This is a genomic window from Streptomyces sp. AC558_RSS880 (genome assembly GCF_019049255.1).
In the GTDB taxonomy this organism is placed as follows: domain Bacteria; phylum Actinomycetota; class Actinomycetes; order Streptomycetales; family Streptomycetaceae; genus Streptomyces.
The window spans coordinates 1-17,525 of sequence record NZ_JAGMUJ010000130.1 but is presented as its reverse complement, the minus strand read 5'-3'; the positions used below and the strand labels follow the sequence as shown (position 1 = coordinate 17,525).

The following is a 17,525-nucleotide window of genomic DNA, read 5'->3' as shown; positions in this document are numbered from 1 at the left end:
CATGACATGCCATGCGTCGCGATGACGACCGGGACGGTGACCGTGCGCGGCTCCCTGGGCAAGGCACTGCTGACCGCTGTCCTCCTGCCGGCGCTCCTGGCGCCCGCTCCCGCGGCGGCGACCCCACGACAGAGCGTCTCCCGCGCGGAAGCCACTGCCGCCGCCGCGGACTGGACGGCGCCGCTCAGCACACGGGGCCGCTGGATCGTCGACGCGGACGGGGACCGGTTCAAGCTGCGGTCCGGCAACTGGCACGGTGCCAGCGGCACGTGGAACGGCACCGGCAGTGCGGACGAGGACGCCAACCACCACGCGGGGGAGAACGCCGGCCGGATACCGCTCGGCCTCGATCGCGCCCCCATGGCCGAGATCATCGCCGGCTTCCGGGAGATCGGGATCAACAGCGTCCGGCTGCCCTTCTCCAACGAAATGATCCACGACACCCGCCCCGTCACCGACGCCGCGGTCGCCGCCAACCCCGCCCTGAGGGGGAGGAACCCGCTCCAGGTGTACGACACCGTGGTCCGCGAACTCACCGGCTCCGGCCTCGCGGTGATCCTCAACAACCACACCAACACCACCCGTTGGTGCTGCGGAGTGGACGGCAACGAGCGCTGGAACGCGAGCCGGTCCACGGAGGCGTGGGAGGAGGACTGGCTGTTCATGGCCCGCCGCTACCGGGACAACAAGCGCGTCGTGGGCGCGGATCTCTACAACGAGGTCCGCCGCGACGTCTGGGACGACCCCAACTGGGGCCTCGGCGACGACCACGACTGGTTCACCGCCTCCCAGCGCCTCGGCGACCGTCTCCTGACGGAGGCCAACGCCGATCTCCTCATCGTCGTCGAGGGCATCAACTGGACCGGCATCCCCGTCGACGGGTTCGCACACGGGCGCCCCGCCCTGGAGCCGGTGCGTCATCTCTCGCACACCCTCGTCGACTCGGGCAAACTCGTGTACTCCGCCCACTTCTACGGCTACACCGGCCCGAACCACAGCGGCGCCACCGGGATCGGCGAGACCACCGACCCCCGCTACCGGGACCTCTCGCCCGCCGAACTGGTCGACGTGCTGAACCGCCAGGCCTTCTTCGTCACCGCCGAACAGGACCGGCACTTCACCGCCCCCGTCTGGATCAGCGAGTTCGGCGTCGGCGGCCGTGAGGAGACGGGTGCCGCACAGCGCGCCTGGTTCGAGAACTTCGTCGACCAACTGATCCGCGCGGACGCCGACTTCGCGTACTGGCCGCTCGTCGGTTGGCACGAGAACCGCCGGGGCAACGGCTGGGCGCTGCTGCACTGGGATTCCGCGGGCCGCCGCATGGGTGTCCACGACGGCGACGACTGGCGGTCCGCGGCGTGGACGCGGCTCGTCGGGGCCACCGGCCGATCCGGCCGTGTCGCCCCCGCGGCCGACTGGTCGATGCTCAGCCCCGACCACACCGACTTCGTCGCCTCACGCCGCATGCGCGCGCTGCCCGACTGGGACTCCGGCGCGCGCAAGGCCGTCTGCCCCGACGGGCAGCGCCTCCTGGGCCTCGGCCACACCGGCAACCGGGGCCTGTGCTCCGACGTGACCGCCGGACCGCTGTGGGATCCGGACGGCGGGCACGAAGTGGTCAAGGACGAGCGGTACGTCCCGCCCGGCGGGGACTGGGCCTCCGAATACACCAAACTCCAGTGCCCCGAGGGCCTCTTCCTCACCGGTTACAGCGTCCGCGGCGCCGCCGTCTCGGCCGCCCTGTGCGCGAAGGCGGTGCCCGGCGGGATCACCGGCACGAGCGGCCGTACGGTCTGGTTCGACCGGAGCGACAACCGGGGCGCCCTGCCCAAGGGCGGCGACTTCGCGCACGGCCACCACAAGGGCCAGTGCGCGGACGGCGAGTACGCCGCTGGCATCGCCTACACCGGCCGTATCGGCTCCTCACGGACCCCGGACGCCCTGTACTGCCGCGAACTCGGCTGACACGTTCCTCAGCCGAAGCCACACCCCCCCCCGGGCCCACGGCGCGGCACCGGCACTTTGTCCCATGCGAGGAAGAAGGCACGGGACTGTGTGCGAAAGGGGTTACGCGTTCACGCGAGGCCCGCTAACTTCCTTGAAATGGACCGGTCATAACTCCGTCCGGGGTGACGGGCCGGTGTTCGACGGCGCGACGGCGCGCGCCCGTACTCCTTCACGGCAGGCCCCCGCGGCCTGCCGCCACCCCCCATATTCCTGGAGACTTCCGTGCGCACGAAACCGCTCGGACACAGACGTGTCCGCATGCTGCTGACGGCCGTGGCGTGTGCCATGGGCCTGGCGCTGCCCGTGGGCCCGGCCGCCGGGGCCCCCACCGCCGCCGCCCCGGCCGGACCCGGCGGCGCAGCCGCGGCGGCCGAGGACTTCCAGCAGGTCACCCTCGCCAAAGGCGTGGCCGAAACGGGCGAGCCCATGACACTGGCCGTCCTGCCGGACCGCTCGGTGCTGCACACCTCGCGCGACGGCACCCTGCGACGGACCGACGCGGCCGGCACCACCACCGTGGCGGGCAGGCTGGACGTCTACAGCCACGACGAGGAGGGCCTGCAGGGCGTCGCGGCGGACCCGGGCTTCTCCACCAACCGCTTCGTCTACCTGTACTACGCCCCCGAGCTGAGCACCCCGGCCGGCGACGCCCCCGCGGACGGGACGGCATCCGACTTCACCCCCTTCGACGGCGTCAACCGGCTGTCCCGGTTCGTCCTGCGGACCGACGGCACCCTCGACGTGGGCAGCGAGAAGAAGATCCTCGACGTGCCCGCCTCCCGCGGCCTGTGCTGTCACGTCGGCGGCGACATCGACTTCGACGCGGCGGGCAACCTGTACCTGTCGACGGGCGACGACACCAACCCCTTCGCCTCGGACGGCTACACCCCCATCGACGAGCGCGCCTCCCGCAACCCCGCCTACGACGCCCAGCGTTCCTCGGGCAACACCAACGACCTGCGCGGCAAGATCCTGCGCATCAAGGTGAACCCCGACGCGACGTACAGCATCCCGGCGGGCAACCTCTTCGCACCCGGCACCGCCAGGACCCGGCCCGAGATCTACGCCATGGGTTTCCGCAACCCCTTCCGGATGAGCGTCGACAAGGCCACGGGCACCGTCTACGTCGGTGACTACGGCCCCGACGCGGGTACCGCCAACGCCTCCCGCGGCCCCGGCGGACAGGTCGAGTTCAACCGGATCACCAAGGCCGGCAACTTCGGCTGGCCCTACTGCACCGGCAAGAACAACGCCTACGTCGACTACGACTTCGGCTCCGGCGCCTCGGGCTCGGCCTTCAACTGCTCGGCGCCGAGGAACACTTCACCGCGCAACACCGGCCTGACCGACCTGCCGCCCGCCCAGCCCGCCTGGATCCCCTACGACGGGGCCTCCGTCCCCGAGTTCGGCAACGGATCCGAGTCGCCCATGGGCGGACCCGTCTACCGGTACGACGCGAACTCCGCCTCCGAGGTGAAGTTCCCCGCCGAGTACGACGGCGACTTCTTCGCCGGCGAGTTCGGCCGCCGCTGGATCAAGCGGATCGAGGCCGGCGGCGACGGGACCGTGCAGGCCGTCAACTCCTTCCCGTGGAGCGGCACCCAGGTGATGGACATGGCCTTCGGCCCGGACGGCGCCCTCTACGTCCTGGACTACGGCACCGGCTACTTCAACGGCGACGCCAACTCGGCCCTGTACCGCATCGAGCACGTGACCGGCGGGCTCGCCCCGGTGGCCCAGGCCAAGGCGAACACCACCTCCGGCACAGCACCCCTCACCGTCGGCTTCTCCTCGGCCGGCAGCTCCGACCCGGACGGGGGTGCGCTCACCCACGCCTGGACCTTCGGCGACGGCGCCACCTCCACCGCGGCCGACCCGTCCCACACCTACACCACCAACGGCCAGTACACCGCGACGCTGAAGGTCACCGACCCCACCGGCAAGTCCGCCACGGCCTCCGTCCAGATCACCGTCGGCAACACCGCCCCGACCGTACGGCTCGACACACCCGCCGACGGGCGGATCTACGACTTCGGCGCCGCCATCCCGTTCAAGGTCACGGTCACCGACCCGGAGGACGGCACGATCGACTGCGCCAAGGTGAAGGTCACCTTCATCATCGGTCACGACAGCCACGGCCACCCGCAGACCTCGGCCACCGGCTGCACCGGCACCCTGCAGACCCTGGCGGACGGCGAACACGACCCCAACGCCAACATCTTCGGCGTCATCGACGCCGAGTACACCGACAACGGCGCGGGCGGCCAGCCCGCGCTCACCGCGCACGACCAGCACATCACCCAGCCCAGCCACCGGCAGGCCGAGCACTACGGTGACTCCGCCGGTGTCCAGGTCGTCAACCACACACCCGCGCACGGCGGCAAGACGGTCGGCGAGATCCACAACGGCGACTGGATCTCCTTCACGCCCTACAGCCTCGACAACGCCACCGGCTTCACCGCCCGTGTCTCCTCGGGCGGCAGCGGAGGCACCCTCGAAGTCCGCGCGGGCTCCCCGACCGGCACCGTGCTCGGCACGGCCACCGTGCCGGTCACCGGCGGCTGGGAGACCTTCCAGGACGTCACGGCGTCCCTGACGGGCGGGCCGGCCGGCCCCACCACCCTGTACCTCGTCTTCAAGGGCGGCAGCGGCGCCCTGTTCGACGTGGACGAGTTCTCCTTCACCACCTCCACCGGCGGGACCCGTACCGGCGAGGTGAAGGGGGTCGGCGGCAAGTGTCTGGACGTGGACAACGCGGGTACGGCGGACGGTACGGAGGTGCAGATCTGGACGTGCAACACGACGGCGGCGCAGCGGTGGACGGTGGCCGATGACGGCACGCTGAGGGCGCTGGGCAAGTGCCTGGACGTCTCCGGTGGTGCGACCGCGGACGGTACGAGGGTCCAGTTGTGGACGTGCAACGGGACGGGGGCGCAGAAGTGGGCGGCCCAGTCGGACGGCACGGTCCGCAATCCGCAGTCCGGCAAGTGCCTGGACGCCTCGGGCGGCACGTGGAACGACGGTACGCCGGTCCACCTGTGGACCTGCCACACCGGCCCCAACCAGAAGTGGACCCTGCCGTAGAGAGGAGGCGACCCACGATGCGCACCCTGTTCAAGACAGCGCTCAGCCTGTGTGCCGGCGCCGTGCTCTGCCTGACACCCCAGACCGCGGCCCTGCCCGGCGCCGCACCGGCGGCCCTCGACACCGCGGACCGCACGGCCACCGCGGCGGCCGACCCGGCGTACGAGATCCTCGTCTTCTCCCGGACGGCGGGCTTCCGCCACTCCTCGATCGACGAGGGCATCACGGCCCTGCGCGACCTCGGAGCGGCGAACAACTTCACCGTCACCGCCACCGAGGACCCGGCGGCCTTCACCACCGCCAACCTGGCGCGGTACCGGACCGTGGTCTTCCTGTCGACCACGGGCGACGTCCTGGGCCCCGCCCAGCAGACCGCCTTCGAGCAGTACCTCGGCACCGGCGGCGGATACGTCGGCATCCACGCCGCCGCCGACACCGAGTACGACTGGCCCTTCTACGAAGGACTGGCCGGCGCCCTCTTCCAGTCCCACCCCGCCATCCAGCCCGCGACCGTCGAGGTCGAGGACCGGGCGCACGACGCCACCGCGCACCTCGCCGGAACCTGGCAGCGCACCGACGAGTGGTACAACTACCGCACCAACCCCCGCACCACCGCCCACGTCCTGGCCTCGCTGGACGAGTCCAGCTACTCCGGCGGCTCCATGTCCGGCGACCACCCGATCGCCTGGTGCAAGGAGTACGCCGGCGGCCGCGCCTTCTACACCGGCGGCGGCCACACCGAGGAGTCCTACGCCGACCCCGCCTTCCGCCGGCACCTGCTCGGAGGCATCCGCTGGGCCGCCGGCACCACCCAGGCCGACTGCCGCCCGGAGACCGGCTACACGCCCCTGTTCGACGGCACCGGCACGACCGGCTGGAAGCAGGCGGGACCGGGCGGCTTCACCCTGGCCGACGGCACCCTCACCTCGCACGGCGGACTGGGCCTCTTCTGGTACGACGCCGAGGAGTTCACCGGCGACTACTCGCTGAAGCTCGACTGGAAGCTGAACGGCGACGACAACTCCGGTGTCTTCGTGGGCTTCCCGGCCTCCGACGACCCCTGGTCGGCGGTGGACAACGGCTACGAGATCCAGATCGACGCCACCGACGCGGCCGACCGCACCACGGGAGCCGTGTACGGATTCCGGTCCGCCGACCTCGCCGCGCGCGACGCGGCGCTGAATCCGCCGGGGGAGTGGAACACGTACGAGATCCGCGTCACCGGGGAGCGGCTGGAGGTCTTCCTCAACGGCCGGAAGATCAACGACTTCACCAACACCGACCCGGCGCGCAGCCTGGCCCAGGGCCACATCGGCCTCCAGAACCACGGCGACGGCGACGACGCGGCCTTCCGCAACATCCGGATCAAACAGACCGGAACTCCGACCGACCCGCGTACCGGCGAGGTGAAGGGGGTCGGCGGCAAGTGTCTGGACGTGGACAACGCGGGTACGGCGGACGGTACGGAGGTGCAGATCTGGACGTGCAACACGACGGCGGCGCAGCGGTGGACGGTGGCCGATGACGGCACGTTGAGGGCGCTGGGCAAGTGCCTGGACGTCTCCGGTGGCGGGAGTGCGGACGGCACGAGGGTCCAGTTGTGGACGTGCAACGGGACGGGGGCGCAGAAGTGGGCGGCCCAGTCGGACGGCACGGTCCGCAATCCGCAGTCGGGCAAGTGCCTGGACGCCTCGGGCGGCACGTGGAACGACGGTACGCCGGTCCACCTGTGGACCTGCCACACCGGCCCCAACCAGAAGTGGACCCTGCCCTGATCCCGGCAACTTGTCCGCCCCGCCCGCCGCTTGGTGCTTTCGTCCCGGGGTAGCCGATAGGTCGTCAGGGACGAACAAGGCAAGGTGTGCAAGGAGGCCGGTCATGGGAGCGCGTCACGAGGACGGCGGACAGGAACTCGGTGACCTCGAACCGGGCACGCGCCAGCGCGCCCAGTTACGCGCACGCGTCGCCGACATCGCCTCGACGGCACTGTGCGTGGTGCTCGGCCTGTGGGTGGTGTGGAGCGTCGTCGGCGTGGCACGCGGAACGGCGGAATGGGCGTACAGCGTGGTGGCCTGCGTGCTGCTGGCCGCCGCGCTGACCGCCCGGACGGTGGGCGCCCGGCGCGGCAACGTCCGGACCGGACGGTAGGGGGCGGCGGTGGAACGGCTCAACACCTTCCTCGGCCGCCACATCTGGGCCCAGATACTGCTCGTCGTCCTCCTGGGCTGGGCGGTGATCATGCTGATGTCACCGGGGGAGCCGGCCCTCGTGGTGCTGGCGCGGGCCGCCGTGACATCAGTGGGCGCGGTGGCCGTCCTACTGGTGCTGCGGGCCAGGGAGAAACGCGTGGCCGGCGGCTCGGGCGACCGTCTGGTCACCCTGGACCGCCGGCTGCGCCACGGGGAGATCCCCTCGTCGCCCGCCGACCGGGAGGCCATGCTGGACCTGGCGGAGCAGCGGCTGCGCCGCACCCGGCACCGGCGTCCCGCCCTGGCGGTCCTCTACCTGATGTACGCGCTGCTTGTCGCCGCGCCGCTCCTCCTGGGCAATGTCCGGCAGGCACTGGTCTGCGGGCTGCTCGGCGCGGTCTGCCTGCCGCTGCTGACCTGGCAGGGCGGCCGACAGGTGCGGCGCCTGCGCGAGGTGCGCGAGACCCTCCGCGGGAGCCGCGGCGGCGCGGGCGCCGGTGGTGAGGCGCCGGAGGAGCGGTACCACCGGCGGTCCTCGCACGAGGGGTAGTCTGCCTCCCCGTGTCCGAACTGCCTCCCTTCAGCCCCACCGTCACGCTGCTCACCGTGGGCCGGGTGCGGAAGGCTGCGTTCGCGCATCACCGTGCAGAGCGCGCACAGCGCGGTGGCGGCATCCGGTCCGTCGGCAGCGCACTGTTCACCCGATGACACGGGTCTCCGGAACGGTCCGTCAGCTTCCCGGGGCGAAGAAGTGCAGCGGGCTGTTCGGCTCGAAGCCGATCCGCGGATACACGGGAGCCCCGGCGGCGGTCGCGTGCAGCGTGGCGCGGGTCAGTCCGGTGGCCCGGGCGCCCTCGTACAGGGCCTTGCGGGTCACCGCCTCCCCGTACCCCCTGCGCTCCCATCGTGGATCCGTGGCCACCAGGACGACGAAGAGACGGCCGTCCGCCTCCACGGTCCCGGCGCACGTCACCGGCACGCCGTCCCGCAGGCCCAGGTAGGCGTGCACCCCCGTCCGCCACAGCTCCGAGCCCGCGAGGCCGTCGCGGCCGGCCTCCAGCGGCATGCCGTAGGCGCGCGAGTTGAGGTCGGCGTAGGCCCGCAGGTGTTCGTCCGTGGCGACCCGCACGAACGTCAGGTCCGGGTGCGCCGGTTCGGGGACCGGCAGCAGGTCACCGGCCATGCCGACGCCCGAGAAGGCGTGCACCAGACCGGCCCGCCCGGCCGCTTCGGTCAGGCGCGGGCGCGCCTCGGCGTCGAGGAGGTCCTCGAAGACCCACAGGAAGCCGGCGTGCCTCTTCGACCGCATGATGTCCGCCGCCTGACGCAGCCGCTTCTCCATGAGGTCCGCGTCCGTCCCCGCCTCGGTGAGCGTGACGCAGTTCCAGAAACCGAACCGGCACTCCGCCCAGCGCACCGCGATGCCCGGCAGGTCCCGTACGTCCGCGCTCGGATTCCGGTCGAGGACCAGCCCCCGCCAGACCGTGGCGAGCTGCTCCATCGATTCCACCGCGTCAGCGAAGTTCCGTGTCACCCTGTCTCCTCTGCTCGATCGCCGGCAGGGGCATGTCTGCCCACCGGAACCGACGGAGCACGCTCGAACCGGCCGGATCCGGCGTCATGGGTGACGCGGGACACCGGCAGGGCACCGGCGGCCGGACGGCCCTGCTCACGAATGGTCCGGAAGCCGGAGCCACTCCTCCCAGGTCACGTCCCGGCCGATGAAACGCGGCCGCTCGAAGGGCCAGTCCTCGGCGATCCAGCGCGGCACGAACGCGTCCAGAGCCCGCTCCAGCGCACCGCCCACCTCGTCGTCCACCACCCACCAGGAGATCTCGGCGTCCGCCCCCTGCTTCTCGGGCGGGTCGATGTAGACGCAGCCACGCAGGGCGGTGCGGTCCGCGTTCTCGATCGTGTAGTTGAACGATTCGTGCGCCTCGATCTCCGCGGCGTGCCGCTCCAGATCGGCGAGGTTCGCCTCGTACGACATCGTGGTGGACGGCCAGCCCCACGCGGGGCCGAAGATCGACCACAGCCGCTCCCGCGAACCCATCACCGTCGGATAGTCCAGCGGCGCGTCCGCGCCGCTGATCGGGCGCAGCCGGTGGCCTCCGCCGTCGGGTATGCCGACGTGGAGGGGGTGGACGAAGTCATGCGGAAGCCAGGTCATGAGCGTGAGCCAACCAGGCCGGGAAGGGCCGCGCAAAGGAATATCGCCGCAGCCGGCCGGTGTCACGTGGCACGGTGGAGTCCGTCCCGCGCGTCGGCCGCCGCTCCCGGACCGGACGTGGCGGGAGGCATGGGCGGCAGGCTCGCGGCGAGGCCCGGCAGCAGGACGGGCTCCAGCCGGACCCGCTCCTGCCGGCCCAGGTAACCCTCCAGTTCCGGCGGCCGGTAGTCCGGGTCCCGGTCGTAGCGCTCTTTGGCGGGCACCGCCAGGAACTCGTTGCCGTCGGGCTCGCCGTGGTCGTCCACCGCCTTCCCGAGCGGCCGGTGCAGCGGCCCGGCCAGTCGGTACAGGCCCGTCCGTGAGGTGTGGAGCGTGCCCGACGCGTCCGGCCGTACACGGAAGTCGACGCATTCCTCGGGCTTCATCACCCGGGGGCCCTCCGTGCTGAGCGCGTCGGCGTCGAACTCCAGCCCATGCCTGCGGGCGTGGTCGACCATCCACAGCAGGGCGATGTCGGACAGCCCCGTCTCCTTGTAGCCGCCACCGACATCGCTGTGCACCCCGGCGAACCACACCTGCTTCAGCTCCTGGCCCCGCGCGGCGGATCCGGGATGCTGGTGCCACAGGGCCGGCCGGAACGCCGAGCGCTGTTCGTCGACGGCCAGCGCGTGGAAGGCCGCCTTGACCCAGCCGCTCAGCTCGGTGTCGTGGAACGCCCAGCGGTGGTTGAACCGGTTCGCCGCCGGCTGCAGCCATGGGGTGTCCGGGACGGGGATGCCCAGGGCGCCGACCGTGTCCCACACCCCGACGAACCCGATCTCCGTCTCGTGCGCGTACGAGCGGCGGAACAGCGTGGCGGCCGCGCCGTTCGGCTGCTCGATGCGGTCGCGGTACAGAGCCCAGGCCTCCGGGATCCGGTCGGTGTGGTCCCGGCGCAGGATGCCGCTGTTGCGCACCAGCCCCGCCAGGCTGCGGGCGGTGAACGCACCGCGGCTGAAACCGAAGAGGAACAACTCGTCGTCGGGCTCGTACGTCTCGACGAGGAACCGGTAGGCGTTCACGATGTTCCGGGACAGCCCCACGCCGAAGGCGCCGCCACGCAGACGCTCCCACCGGTGGGTGCCGACCCCGCTGTGGTAGTAGACCCGCTGTTCCTTCCCGGCGGCGGTCCCGGGGCGCACGGACAGGGCGACCTTGGCGACGTTGGTCTTGCTCGGCTGGTCCGCGAAATTCCATGTGCCGTCGCAGCAGACGACCAGACGCTTGGCCATGACCATCCCTCCTCGCGAGAGCGTGGAGCGGCGCACAGCACCACTTCCAGGGTCCCACCGTCCGGCGCCCCGCGCCATACGGGGCGGTCCTGCGGCGTCCCGACGATCAGGATCGACGCGGAGGGCGCAGCGGGTGGAGGACCGATCTCGCCGCCGACTCCACTCGGTGCGGAGGCCATTGACGGAGAGGAATGCCGTCCCTAGCATGACGCCTCGACATTACAACGATGTAAAACGCTGTGCGGTCCATGCCCCGCCACGGCCTTCCGGCCGAGACCCGCTCCCGGAAAGGACCCCCTGTGCCCACCAGGCATCTCCTGCGTCCCCGCGGACACATCGCCCTGCTCGTCGCCGCCCTCCTCGGGCTCGTCCTGGGTCTTCTGCCGACGGCCGCCGCCCCGGCCGCCGCGGCCTCACCCGAGGCTCCCGAAGCGAGGGCCGCCGTCGCGGCGGCCGGCACGTTCCGCAACCCGCTCAACACCGGACCCGACCCGTTCATGACCCACTGGAACGGGAACTACCACCTCACCACGACCCAGGGCGACAGCATCAGAATGTGGCGCTCCCCGTCCCTGGGCACCCTGCTGACGGCCGACCCGATCACCGTGTGGACGGATTCCGACCCGTCCCGCAACCGCAACATCTGGGCCCCGGAGTTCTACCGCTTCGGTGACCGCTGGTACCTGTACTACACGGCCGACGACGGCGTCGACGACCACCACCGCCTGTACGTCCTGGAGTCGGAGCGCGACGACCCGGCCGGCCCGTACCACTTCAAGGCGAAGCTCGCCCCGCCCAACCACGCGAACGACTTCGCCATCGACGCGGGCATCCTCCAGCTCGGCGGCCGCCTCTACCTCGCGTACAGCGGCATCAACCAGTACCAGCACAACGGGCTCAACATCGCCCCGATGTCCAACCCGTACACCGTTTCGGGCAACGCCGTCGCCATCGACGCGGCCGGGGGGTGCCCCGAGGTGCGGGAGGGCCCGGAGTTCCTGTACCGCAACGGCCGGGTGTGGATGACCTACTCCGCGTGCGACACCGGCAAGCCGGACTACCAGGTCTGGATGATGTCGATGCCGCTGAGCGCCGACCCGCTCGTGCCGGGCAACTGGCGGCAGCACCAGGGCGCGGTGTTCTCCCGGGCCGACGACCGGGGCGTGTTCGGGCCGGGCCACCACGCCTTCTTCCGCTCTCCCGACGGCACCGAGGACTGGATCGTCCACCACGCCAAGACCACGTCGCAGAACACGTACGGCAACCGCACGACCCGGGCGCAGAAGTTCACCTGGCGGGCCGACGGCAGCCCCGACTTCGGCCGCCCGCTGGCCATGGGCGCCACCCAGGACCTGCCGTCCGGCGACCCCGGGTCCGGCAACTACTGGATCAACGACGACGGCCGCTCCAGCGGCCCCGGCGGCGTCACCTACAGCGGTACCTGGAACTCGGGCACGGGCTGCGCCACGCAGTGCTTCTGGAGCGACGACCACTGGAGCGACCGGACCGGCGCCACGGCGACCTTCTCCTTCACCGGCACCCGCATCGTCCTGCTCTCCGTCAAGGACACCGGCAACGGCTACGCGGCCGTCAGCGTCGACGGCGGCCCCGAACAGCGGGTGGACTTCCACGGCCCGATCCGCGTCGGCGAGGCGGTGCAGTACACCAGCCCACGTCTCGCACACGGCAGCCACACCCTCCGGATCCGGGTGACGGGACAGCACAACTCCCAGTCCGGAGCGTCCTTCGTGAGCGTCGACCGCGCCGAGGTCTACGTGAACTGAATCCACCCCGCCGGCCGTCGGTGAGTCGGTTCACCGACGGCCGGCCTTCGGCTCACGGCAGCACGCGGTACGTCACATGCGTGACCAGACTCGCCGACCGCGACGTCACCTGCTCCAGTTCCAGCGGCGGAACGCCTTCGAACAGCCGCGTGCCGGCGCCGAGGGTGAACGGCACGATGTGCAGCCGCAGCTCGTCGATCAGGCCGGCGGCGAGGTACTGGTTCACGGTGGTCGCGCCGCCCTGCACCGCGACATCGCCGTCACCGGCCGCCGCGCGCGCCTGCGCCAGTGCCGATGCGATTCCGTCGGTGACGAAGTGGTACGTGGTGCCACCGTCCATCGGCTGCGGCTCGCGCGCGTGGTGGGTGAGCACGAACACCGGGGCGTGGAACGGTGGATCCTCGCCCCACCAGCCGTTCCACCGCCGGTCCCACGCGCCGCGCACCGGGCCGAACATGTTGCGCCCCATGATGAACGCTCCGGCCGCGCTCATCCGGTCGACCTCGGTCCTGTTCTCCTCGGGCGTGTCGAACATCCAGGCGTGCAGCCGGCCGCCCGATCCGTCGCCGCCGTCGTCGCCGAACGGCCGTTCCTCGGTCTGGCCGAGCCCGGCCGAGTAACCGTCGACCGAGATCGTGAGATCGCAGATCACCCTGCCCATGTGTGTGGTCCTCCTGGTACGTGTCAGTGGTGGTGACCGCGGCGGCCGAGGGTCTCCACGGGGGTCGCGCCGGGGCGGGTCCACTGCGGTACGGGGCGGCTGGTCGGGCCCCAGGTGGCGTTCCCGTCCGCGTCCGAGCGCCAGGACCAGCACGGGCTGCCCCCCTCGGGCCGGTCCTCGGGGTTGTCCTCCCACGCCTCGCCGCGGCCGTAGGGCGTCATGTCGAGCAGGCCGAGGGAGCCGTTGACCCGCTCGTTGCCGCGGCCCGTCGTGGAGTAGGTGAGGAACGCGCGGTCGCCGTCGCGGAGGAAGCTGGTCAGGTACCCCATGTCGCCGCCGACCGGCGCCTCCACGCCGCGCACCGAGTACCAGGGCTGGGTGTAGCCCATGAACGCGACGTAGGAGGCCACCTCGTCCCAGGCGCCCGTGGTCAGGACGGCGAAGGAGACGCCGCGGGCGTTGAGGTAGACGGCGTCCTTCAGGTGCCAGGCCGTGGTGGTGCAGCCCTCGCACTGCCCCTGGTGCGGCGCGCCGTCGTACCACATGTGCTTGTAGACCACGAGCTCGTCGCGGCCCTGGAACAGGTCCAGGAAGGGGACCGGGCCGTCGGGTCCGACGACCTCGACCGTGCCGTCGAACTCCACCATCGGCAGCCGGCGGCGGGCCGCGGCGATGGCGTCGCCCTCGTGGGTGTGGGCCTTCTCGCGGACCAGCAGCTCGTCACGTGCGGCCTGCCAGGTGGCCAGGTCGACCACGGCCGGGCGTCCGGACAGGGCGGTGGTCGGGTCTTCCGGTGTGGTCGTCATGGGAGCCTCCGTGGTGTCTCGTGCCGGACAGCGCCGTACGACGACGCTCTACGACGGTCACCGGAAGAGACTCGCGCCGGGTCCGGAACTCATCGCAGCGGTGAACACCGTTTCCGGCGTACGGAAGCGGCGACGCCCGCGCGGCTACTGAGCCACAGCATGGGGGAGCAACCGAACGCCCCGCGGCCACGCCCCCCGGGGAAACGCGTCCTGATGCGGAACGTGCTCGAGGCGCGACTGTGCGCCCTCATCGGCGAGGGCTCGTCGGACCGGCCGATCTAGCCCTCCGCCTCGGCGAATCGGTCCAGTCCGAGCACGGCGAGCAGTTGCAGCTTCTCGTGGCCCTCGGTGCGCGGCGGAGCCGTGAGCACGAGCAGGGTCTGGGACTGGTCCTCGGTGAACAGCGCCTGGCAGTCCAGCTCGATCGCGCCGAGTTCCGGGTGGATGAGCGTCTTGTGGTCCTCGAAGCGCTGCGCGACCTCATGCCGCTCCCACAGCTCGGCGAACTCCTCGTTCGCCCTCTGGAGGGCGCGCACGAGTTCACCGGCCCGCGAACGCGGGCCCCGCAGCCCATGGGCGGCGCGCAGGTTCGCGACCTGGGCGCGGCTCTGCCGGTCGCGGTCGGCCTCGGGGTAGCGCGATCGTTCCGCGGGATCGGTGAACCAGCGGTAGATCGCGCTGCGGGCGAGACCCGTGTGCTTCGACGCGTCCCCGAGCAGGGCGGCGGCCATCCTGTTCTGCACCAGCGTCTCGCCCAGGTCGGTCAGAACGAGCGCCGGGGTGTCGTCGAGCCGGTCCAGCACCCGCAGCAGCGCGGGAGCGACATGAGGCGAGGCCGACAGCGGCACCGGTGCGTTGTGCCCGGCTATCCGGTACAGGTAGGTGCGCTCGTCGCCCGTCAGCCGCAGCGCCCGGGCGAGCGAGGCCAGCATGTGCTCGCTGGGCTGCGGCCCGCGCCGCTGCTCCAGCCGTGTGTAGTAGTCGGTCGACATCACGGCCAGGGACGCGACCTCCTCACGCCGCAGACCCCGGGTCCGACGGCGTGCGCCTGTGGGAAGGCCGAGGTCCTCCGGTCGCAGCGCCTCGCGGCGGCGGCGCAGGAAGTCGGCCAGAGCTGCACGGTCCATGGAGTCGATTATCGTCCGGCACCGGTGGGCGAGCCAGGGATCGCCGATCCCCCGACAACCGGTCTCTGCCCATGCGGCGGCGGACCGGCGACGATCGGGGCATGAACATCTCCGGAAACACCGTCTTCATCCCCGGCTCCACCAGCGGCATCGGTCTCGCCCTCGCCCTCGAGCTGAAGGCCAGGGGGAACACCGTCATCGTCGGCGGCCGGCGCGCCGAGCTGCTGGAACGGATCGCGGCCGAGCACCCCGGCATCGACACCGTGCAGATCGACACCACGGACGCCGCGAGCATCACCTCCGCCGCGAAGCAGGTGCTGGACCGGCACCCGGACCTCAACGTCCTCGTCACCATGGCCGGCGTGATGCGCGTCGAGGACTGGCGCGATCCCGCGTCGTTCCTCGCCTCCGCGGAGTCCACGGTGACGACGAACGTGCTCGGTCCGATCCGTCTGATCGCCGCGTTCGTCGAGCACCTGCAGGCGCAGCCGGACGCCACGATCATGACCGTCTCCTCGGGGCTGGCCTTCACGCCGCTCAGGGCCACGCCGAGCTACAACGCCTCGAAGGCGGCGATCCACATGCTCAGCGAGTCCATCCGGCTGCAGCTCGCCGGCACCTCGGTGAAGGTCGTGGAACTCGTACCGCCGTCCGTGCGCACCGCACTCCTGCCCGGGCAGGAGGACAACGAACACGCCATGCCGCTCGACGAGTTCGTCACAGAGGTGGCGGGCCTGATCGAGACCCGGCCCGACGCGAAGGAGATCCAGGTCGAGCGCGTGAAGTTCCTGCGCTACGGCGAGGCCCGCGGCGACTACGACCAGGTCGTCGAGACACTCAACGGCACCGACCCGCACGGGAAGTGAGCCGGAGCCGCTCGCGACCGCGCACTCGCCCCGGTCCACGCCGTCGACGCCGCCTGTCCGGTCGTCGTGGTCCGTGACGGACGGCGAGTGCGTGCTTCTCATCCCATGGTCCGTAACGGGCCTGATGAGGGGCTCGTCCGGGTGCCCTGGCGGTGCCGGTTGGGTTGAGAACGCACGGTGCCCGACAGAGTCAAGCTCAGCCCATGTTGGCGAATGTGAGCTCGGCCACGACCCAAAGGCCGAAGAGCTGGAGCCCCAGAGCGCCAACCGTCACTCCCAACGCGGCGCCGATGGTCAGTCGGCGTTGCACAAACCTGTATACAAAAAGCGTGACGGCTGTGACAAAGAAGAGCAGGATTACAGAAAGGGACATATCTACCTCTGTGGAAGGGTTGCGGCTCGACGGTACGAGCGCACCCGGATAACAGCGTCTACGAATCTCAACCGTCTAGACGAAGTCGGCCGTGAATTGGTTCACCGGGTTCTGAGCGCATCGGGATCTGCGGAAGACCCGCTACGACTTCGGGGGCGGGCGCCACCTTGTCCGACGGGGCACGTCGCACGCATGCGCAGCCGACAACACCAGGTCCTCCCTACGAGGCGCAACACCCCTGGAGCGCAACCGGCGAAACGGCACGCGGAGGAGTCAACCACTTCACGGCTCCGCCGCACAGGTCAAGGATGAGGGGCCGCGAAGTTTCCGGACAGGCACCCAGCCTCGGCTATTCAGCTGATTTCGCCCTGGAGCGGGACCGGTGACACGAAAGGTGCCCTGACCGGAAAACTCAACGGTGCGGCGGGCAGGGCTGGGGCGTCAGGCGGTTGCCGGGGTGAGGGTGACGTCGTGGCCGAGGGCCTTGAGCCGGCGGACGAGGTAGCGGCTCTTGCGGCCCGGGTCGGGGTTGCGGGTGTGGAAGTTGAGGTTCCCCCGAGATGCGGCGCGAGGTGACAGCAGGTCAGATGGGGATGACGAGAGGAGCTCTGACGATATCTGCCCCGAGGAAGTACCCGCTGGAGTTGAGTGAGAAGCCGTATCTCAACCGCTCATGGAATCTGCAAGTCGAACAGGGTTCCTGGTCGGGTGATCTTCCGGCCGTACGTGCATGAGGGCAGGGCCTCCTGGTAGCTCGGGGGTGCGATCCCGTTCCGAGCGGTTCCCGGAGGCCCTGTTGTCGTTGTTGTACGCGCCCGAGCCCGCCCGCTTCAACTCTCCCGCCCTGTCGTGCGATTGCCTCGCCCACGGACACGACATGCGCCACTGCCGCTACCGGGGACAGCCGAAGACCCATCTGCAACACGTACTCACGGCCGTCGCCGTGAACATCGAACGCCTCAGCGGCTTGCCGCCGACTGAGGAAACCCCCTCACCACGGCCACCGACCGCCTTCCGGACACTCCTGGACCAGCACGGCATCCCACGATCGAAGTCCTGCAGAACGCTGGGCAGTTGACCTCGACCGTTCCAAGATCCCCGACTGTGAGGATGGGGCAGCACCGCTCGAGGGTCTGACCCGATCCCCGATTGACGCTTCGGCTGTCCTCACTCTGAATCGTCGACCT

The 17,525-nt window shown here is 70.9% G+C and carries 14 protein-coding genes; 8 read left to right on the top strand and 6 right to left on the bottom strand.

What is annotated here, in order from left to right; genetic code table 11:
* Positions 1 to 21: 21 nt before the first annotated feature.
* The 5 genes from KUM38_RS29800 to KUM38_RS29780 all read left to right on the top strand — a co-directional run bounded on the left by KUM38_RS29800 (position 22) and on the right by KUM38_RS29780 (position 7,830).
* Positions 22 to 1,965 carry a glycoside hydrolase family 5 protein gene (locus KUM38_RS29800; protein WP_217133819.1) on the top strand — a complete coding sequence of 648 codons (1,944 nt, stop codon included), beginning with the start codon at positions 22 to 24 and terminating at the stop codon, positions 1,963 to 1,965.
* Positions 1,966 to 2,265: 300 nt separating this feature from the next.
* Positions 2,266 to 5,091 carry a lectin gene (locus tag KUM38_RS29795; RefSeq protein WP_217134449.1) on the top strand — a complete coding sequence of 942 codons (2,826 nt, stop codon included), beginning with the start codon at positions 2,266 to 2,268 and terminating at the stop codon, positions 5,089 to 5,091.
* 17 nt (positions 5,092 to 5,108) lie between these two features.
* Positions 5,109 to 6,866, top strand: a complete 1,758-nt coding sequence (locus KUM38_RS29790; RefSeq protein WP_217133816.1) for a lectin — start codon at positions 5,109 to 5,111, stop codon at positions 6,864 to 6,866.
* Between the two features lie 103 nt (positions 6,867 to 6,969).
* On the top strand, positions 6,970 to 7,239 hold the full coding sequence (locus KUM38_RS29785; protein WP_217133814.1) for a hypothetical protein: 270 nt from the start codon (positions 6,970 to 6,972) through the stop codon (positions 7,237 to 7,239).
* Between the two features lie 9 nt (positions 7,240 to 7,248).
* On the top strand, positions 7,249 to 7,830 hold the full coding sequence (locus KUM38_RS29780) for a hypothetical protein (RefSeq protein ID WP_217133812.1): 582 nt from the start codon (positions 7,249 to 7,251) through the stop codon (positions 7,828 to 7,830).
* Between the two features lie 180 nt (positions 7,831 to 8,010).
* Here the strand turns inward: KUM38_RS29780 and KUM38_RS29775 are convergent, their stop codons facing one another.
* From KUM38_RS29775 to KUM38_RS29765, 3 genes are all read right to left on the bottom strand, one after another.
* A complete protein-coding gene (locus KUM38_RS29775; RefSeq protein WP_217134448.1) occupies positions 8,011 to 8,781 on the bottom strand; it encodes a GNAT family N-acetyltransferase in 771 nt (256 codons plus the stop codon).
* Between the two features lie 168 nt (positions 8,782 to 8,949).
* The gene (locus KUM38_RS29770) at positions 8,950 to 9,450 is read right to left on the bottom strand and encodes an N-acetyltransferase (RefSeq protein WP_217133810.1); all 501 of its coding nucleotides are present in this window, start codon (positions 9,448 to 9,450) and stop codon (positions 8,950 to 8,952) included.
* 62 nt (positions 9,451 to 9,512) lie between these two features.
* The gene (locus KUM38_RS29765) at positions 9,513 to 10,721 is read right to left on the bottom strand and encodes a DUF2235 domain-containing protein (RefSeq protein WP_217133808.1); all 1,209 of its coding nucleotides are present in this window, start codon (positions 10,719 to 10,721) and stop codon (positions 9,513 to 9,515) included.
* Between the two features lie 248 nt (positions 10,722 to 10,969).
* Between KUM38_RS29765 and KUM38_RS29760 the strand changes: the two genes are divergently transcribed.
* Complete coding sequence (locus KUM38_RS29760) at positions 10,970 to 12,505, top strand: family 43 glycosylhydrolase (RefSeq protein ID WP_374227107.1); 1,536 nt, start codon at positions 10,970 to 10,972, stop codon at positions 12,503 to 12,505.
* A 52-nt stretch (positions 12,506 to 12,557) separates the two neighbouring features.
* Here the strand turns inward: KUM38_RS29760 and KUM38_RS29755 are convergent, their stop codons facing one another.
* The 3 genes from KUM38_RS29755 to KUM38_RS29745 all read right to left on the bottom strand — a co-directional run bounded on the left by KUM38_RS29755 (position 12,558) and on the right by KUM38_RS29745 (position 15,099).
* Entirely contained in the window at positions 12,558 to 13,166 is a 609-nt protein-coding gene (locus KUM38_RS29755) for a dihydrofolate reductase family protein (protein WP_217133804.1), read from the bottom strand.
* Between the two features lie 23 nt (positions 13,167 to 13,189).
* Positions 13,190 to 13,972, bottom strand: a complete 783-nt coding sequence (locus KUM38_RS29750; RefSeq protein WP_217133802.1) for a DUF899 family protein — start codon at positions 13,970 to 13,972, stop codon at positions 13,190 to 13,192.
* 278 nt (positions 13,973 to 14,250) lie between these two features.
* The gene (locus KUM38_RS29745) at positions 14,251 to 15,099 is read right to left on the bottom strand and encodes a helix-turn-helix transcriptional regulator (RefSeq protein WP_217133800.1); all 849 of its coding nucleotides are present in this window, start codon (positions 15,097 to 15,099) and stop codon (positions 14,251 to 14,253) included.
* A 101-nt stretch (positions 15,100 to 15,200) separates the two neighbouring features.
* On the opposite strand from KUM38_RS29745, the gene KUM38_RS29740 reads away from it, so the two are divergent.
* Positions 15,201 to 15,965: an SDR family oxidoreductase gene (locus KUM38_RS29740; RefSeq protein WP_217133798.1), complete on the top strand. Its 765-nt coding sequence runs from the start codon at positions 15,201 to 15,203 to the stop codon at positions 15,963 to 15,965.
* A 1,103-nt stretch (positions 15,966 to 17,068) separates the two neighbouring features.
* Positions 17,069 to 17,416 carry a transposase gene (locus KUM38_RS43780; RefSeq protein WP_374227106.1) on the top strand — a complete coding sequence of 116 codons (348 nt, stop codon included), beginning with the start codon at positions 17,069 to 17,071 and terminating at the stop codon, positions 17,414 to 17,416.
* Positions 17,417 to 17,525: the final 109 nt, after the last annotated feature.

What these genes read in the sequence shown, in the direction of transcription:
- KUM38_RS29755 (WP_217133804.1), bottom strand. Translation starts at nt 13,166, where the DNA reads ATGGGCAGGGTGATCTGCGATCTCACGATCTCGGTCGACGGTTACTCG.
- KUM38_RS29770 (WP_217133810.1), bottom strand. Translation starts at nt 9,450, where the DNA reads ATGACCTGGCTTCCGCATGACTTCGTCCACCCCCTCCACGTCGGCATA.
- KUM38_RS29760 (WP_374227107.1), top strand. Translation starts at nt 10,970, where the DNA reads ATGCCCCGCCACGGCCTTCCGGCCGAGACCCGCTCCCGGAAAGGACCC.
- KUM38_RS29750 (WP_217133802.1), bottom strand. Translation starts at nt 13,972, where the DNA reads ATGACGACCACACCGGAAGACCCGACCACCGCCCTGTCCGGACGCCCG.
- KUM38_RS29800 (WP_217133819.1), top strand. Translation starts at nt 22, where the DNA reads ATGACGACCGGGACGGTGACCGTGCGCGGCTCCCTGGGCAAGGCACTG.
- KUM38_RS29745 (WP_217133800.1), bottom strand. Translation starts at nt 15,099, where the DNA reads ATGGACCGTGCAGCTCTGGCCGACTTCCTGCGCCGCCGCCGCGAGGCG.
- KUM38_RS29785 (WP_217133814.1), top strand. Translation starts at nt 6,970, where the DNA reads ATGGGAGCGCGTCACGAGGACGGCGGACAGGAACTCGGTGACCTCGAA.
- KUM38_RS43780 (WP_374227106.1), top strand. Translation starts at nt 17,069, where the DNA reads ATGAGGGCAGGGCCTCCTGGTAGCTCGGGGGTGCGATCCCGTTCCGAG.
- KUM38_RS29775 (WP_217134448.1), bottom strand. Translation starts at nt 8,781, where the DNA reads ATGGAGCAGCTCGCCACGGTCTGGCGGGGGCTGGTCCTCGACCGGAAT.
- KUM38_RS29740 (WP_217133798.1), top strand. Translation starts at nt 15,201, where the DNA reads ATGAACATCTCCGGAAACACCGTCTTCATCCCCGGCTCCACCAGCGGC.
- KUM38_RS29790 (WP_217133816.1), top strand. Translation starts at nt 5,109, where the DNA reads ATGCGCACCCTGTTCAAGACAGCGCTCAGCCTGTGTGCCGGCGCCGTG.
- KUM38_RS29795 (WP_217134449.1), top strand. Translation starts at nt 2,266, where the DNA reads ATGCTGCTGACGGCCGTGGCGTGTGCCATGGGCCTGGCGCTGCCCGTG.
- KUM38_RS29765 (WP_217133808.1), bottom strand. Translation starts at nt 10,721, where the DNA reads ATGGCCAAGCGTCTGGTCGTCTGCTGCGACGGCACATGGAATTTCGCG.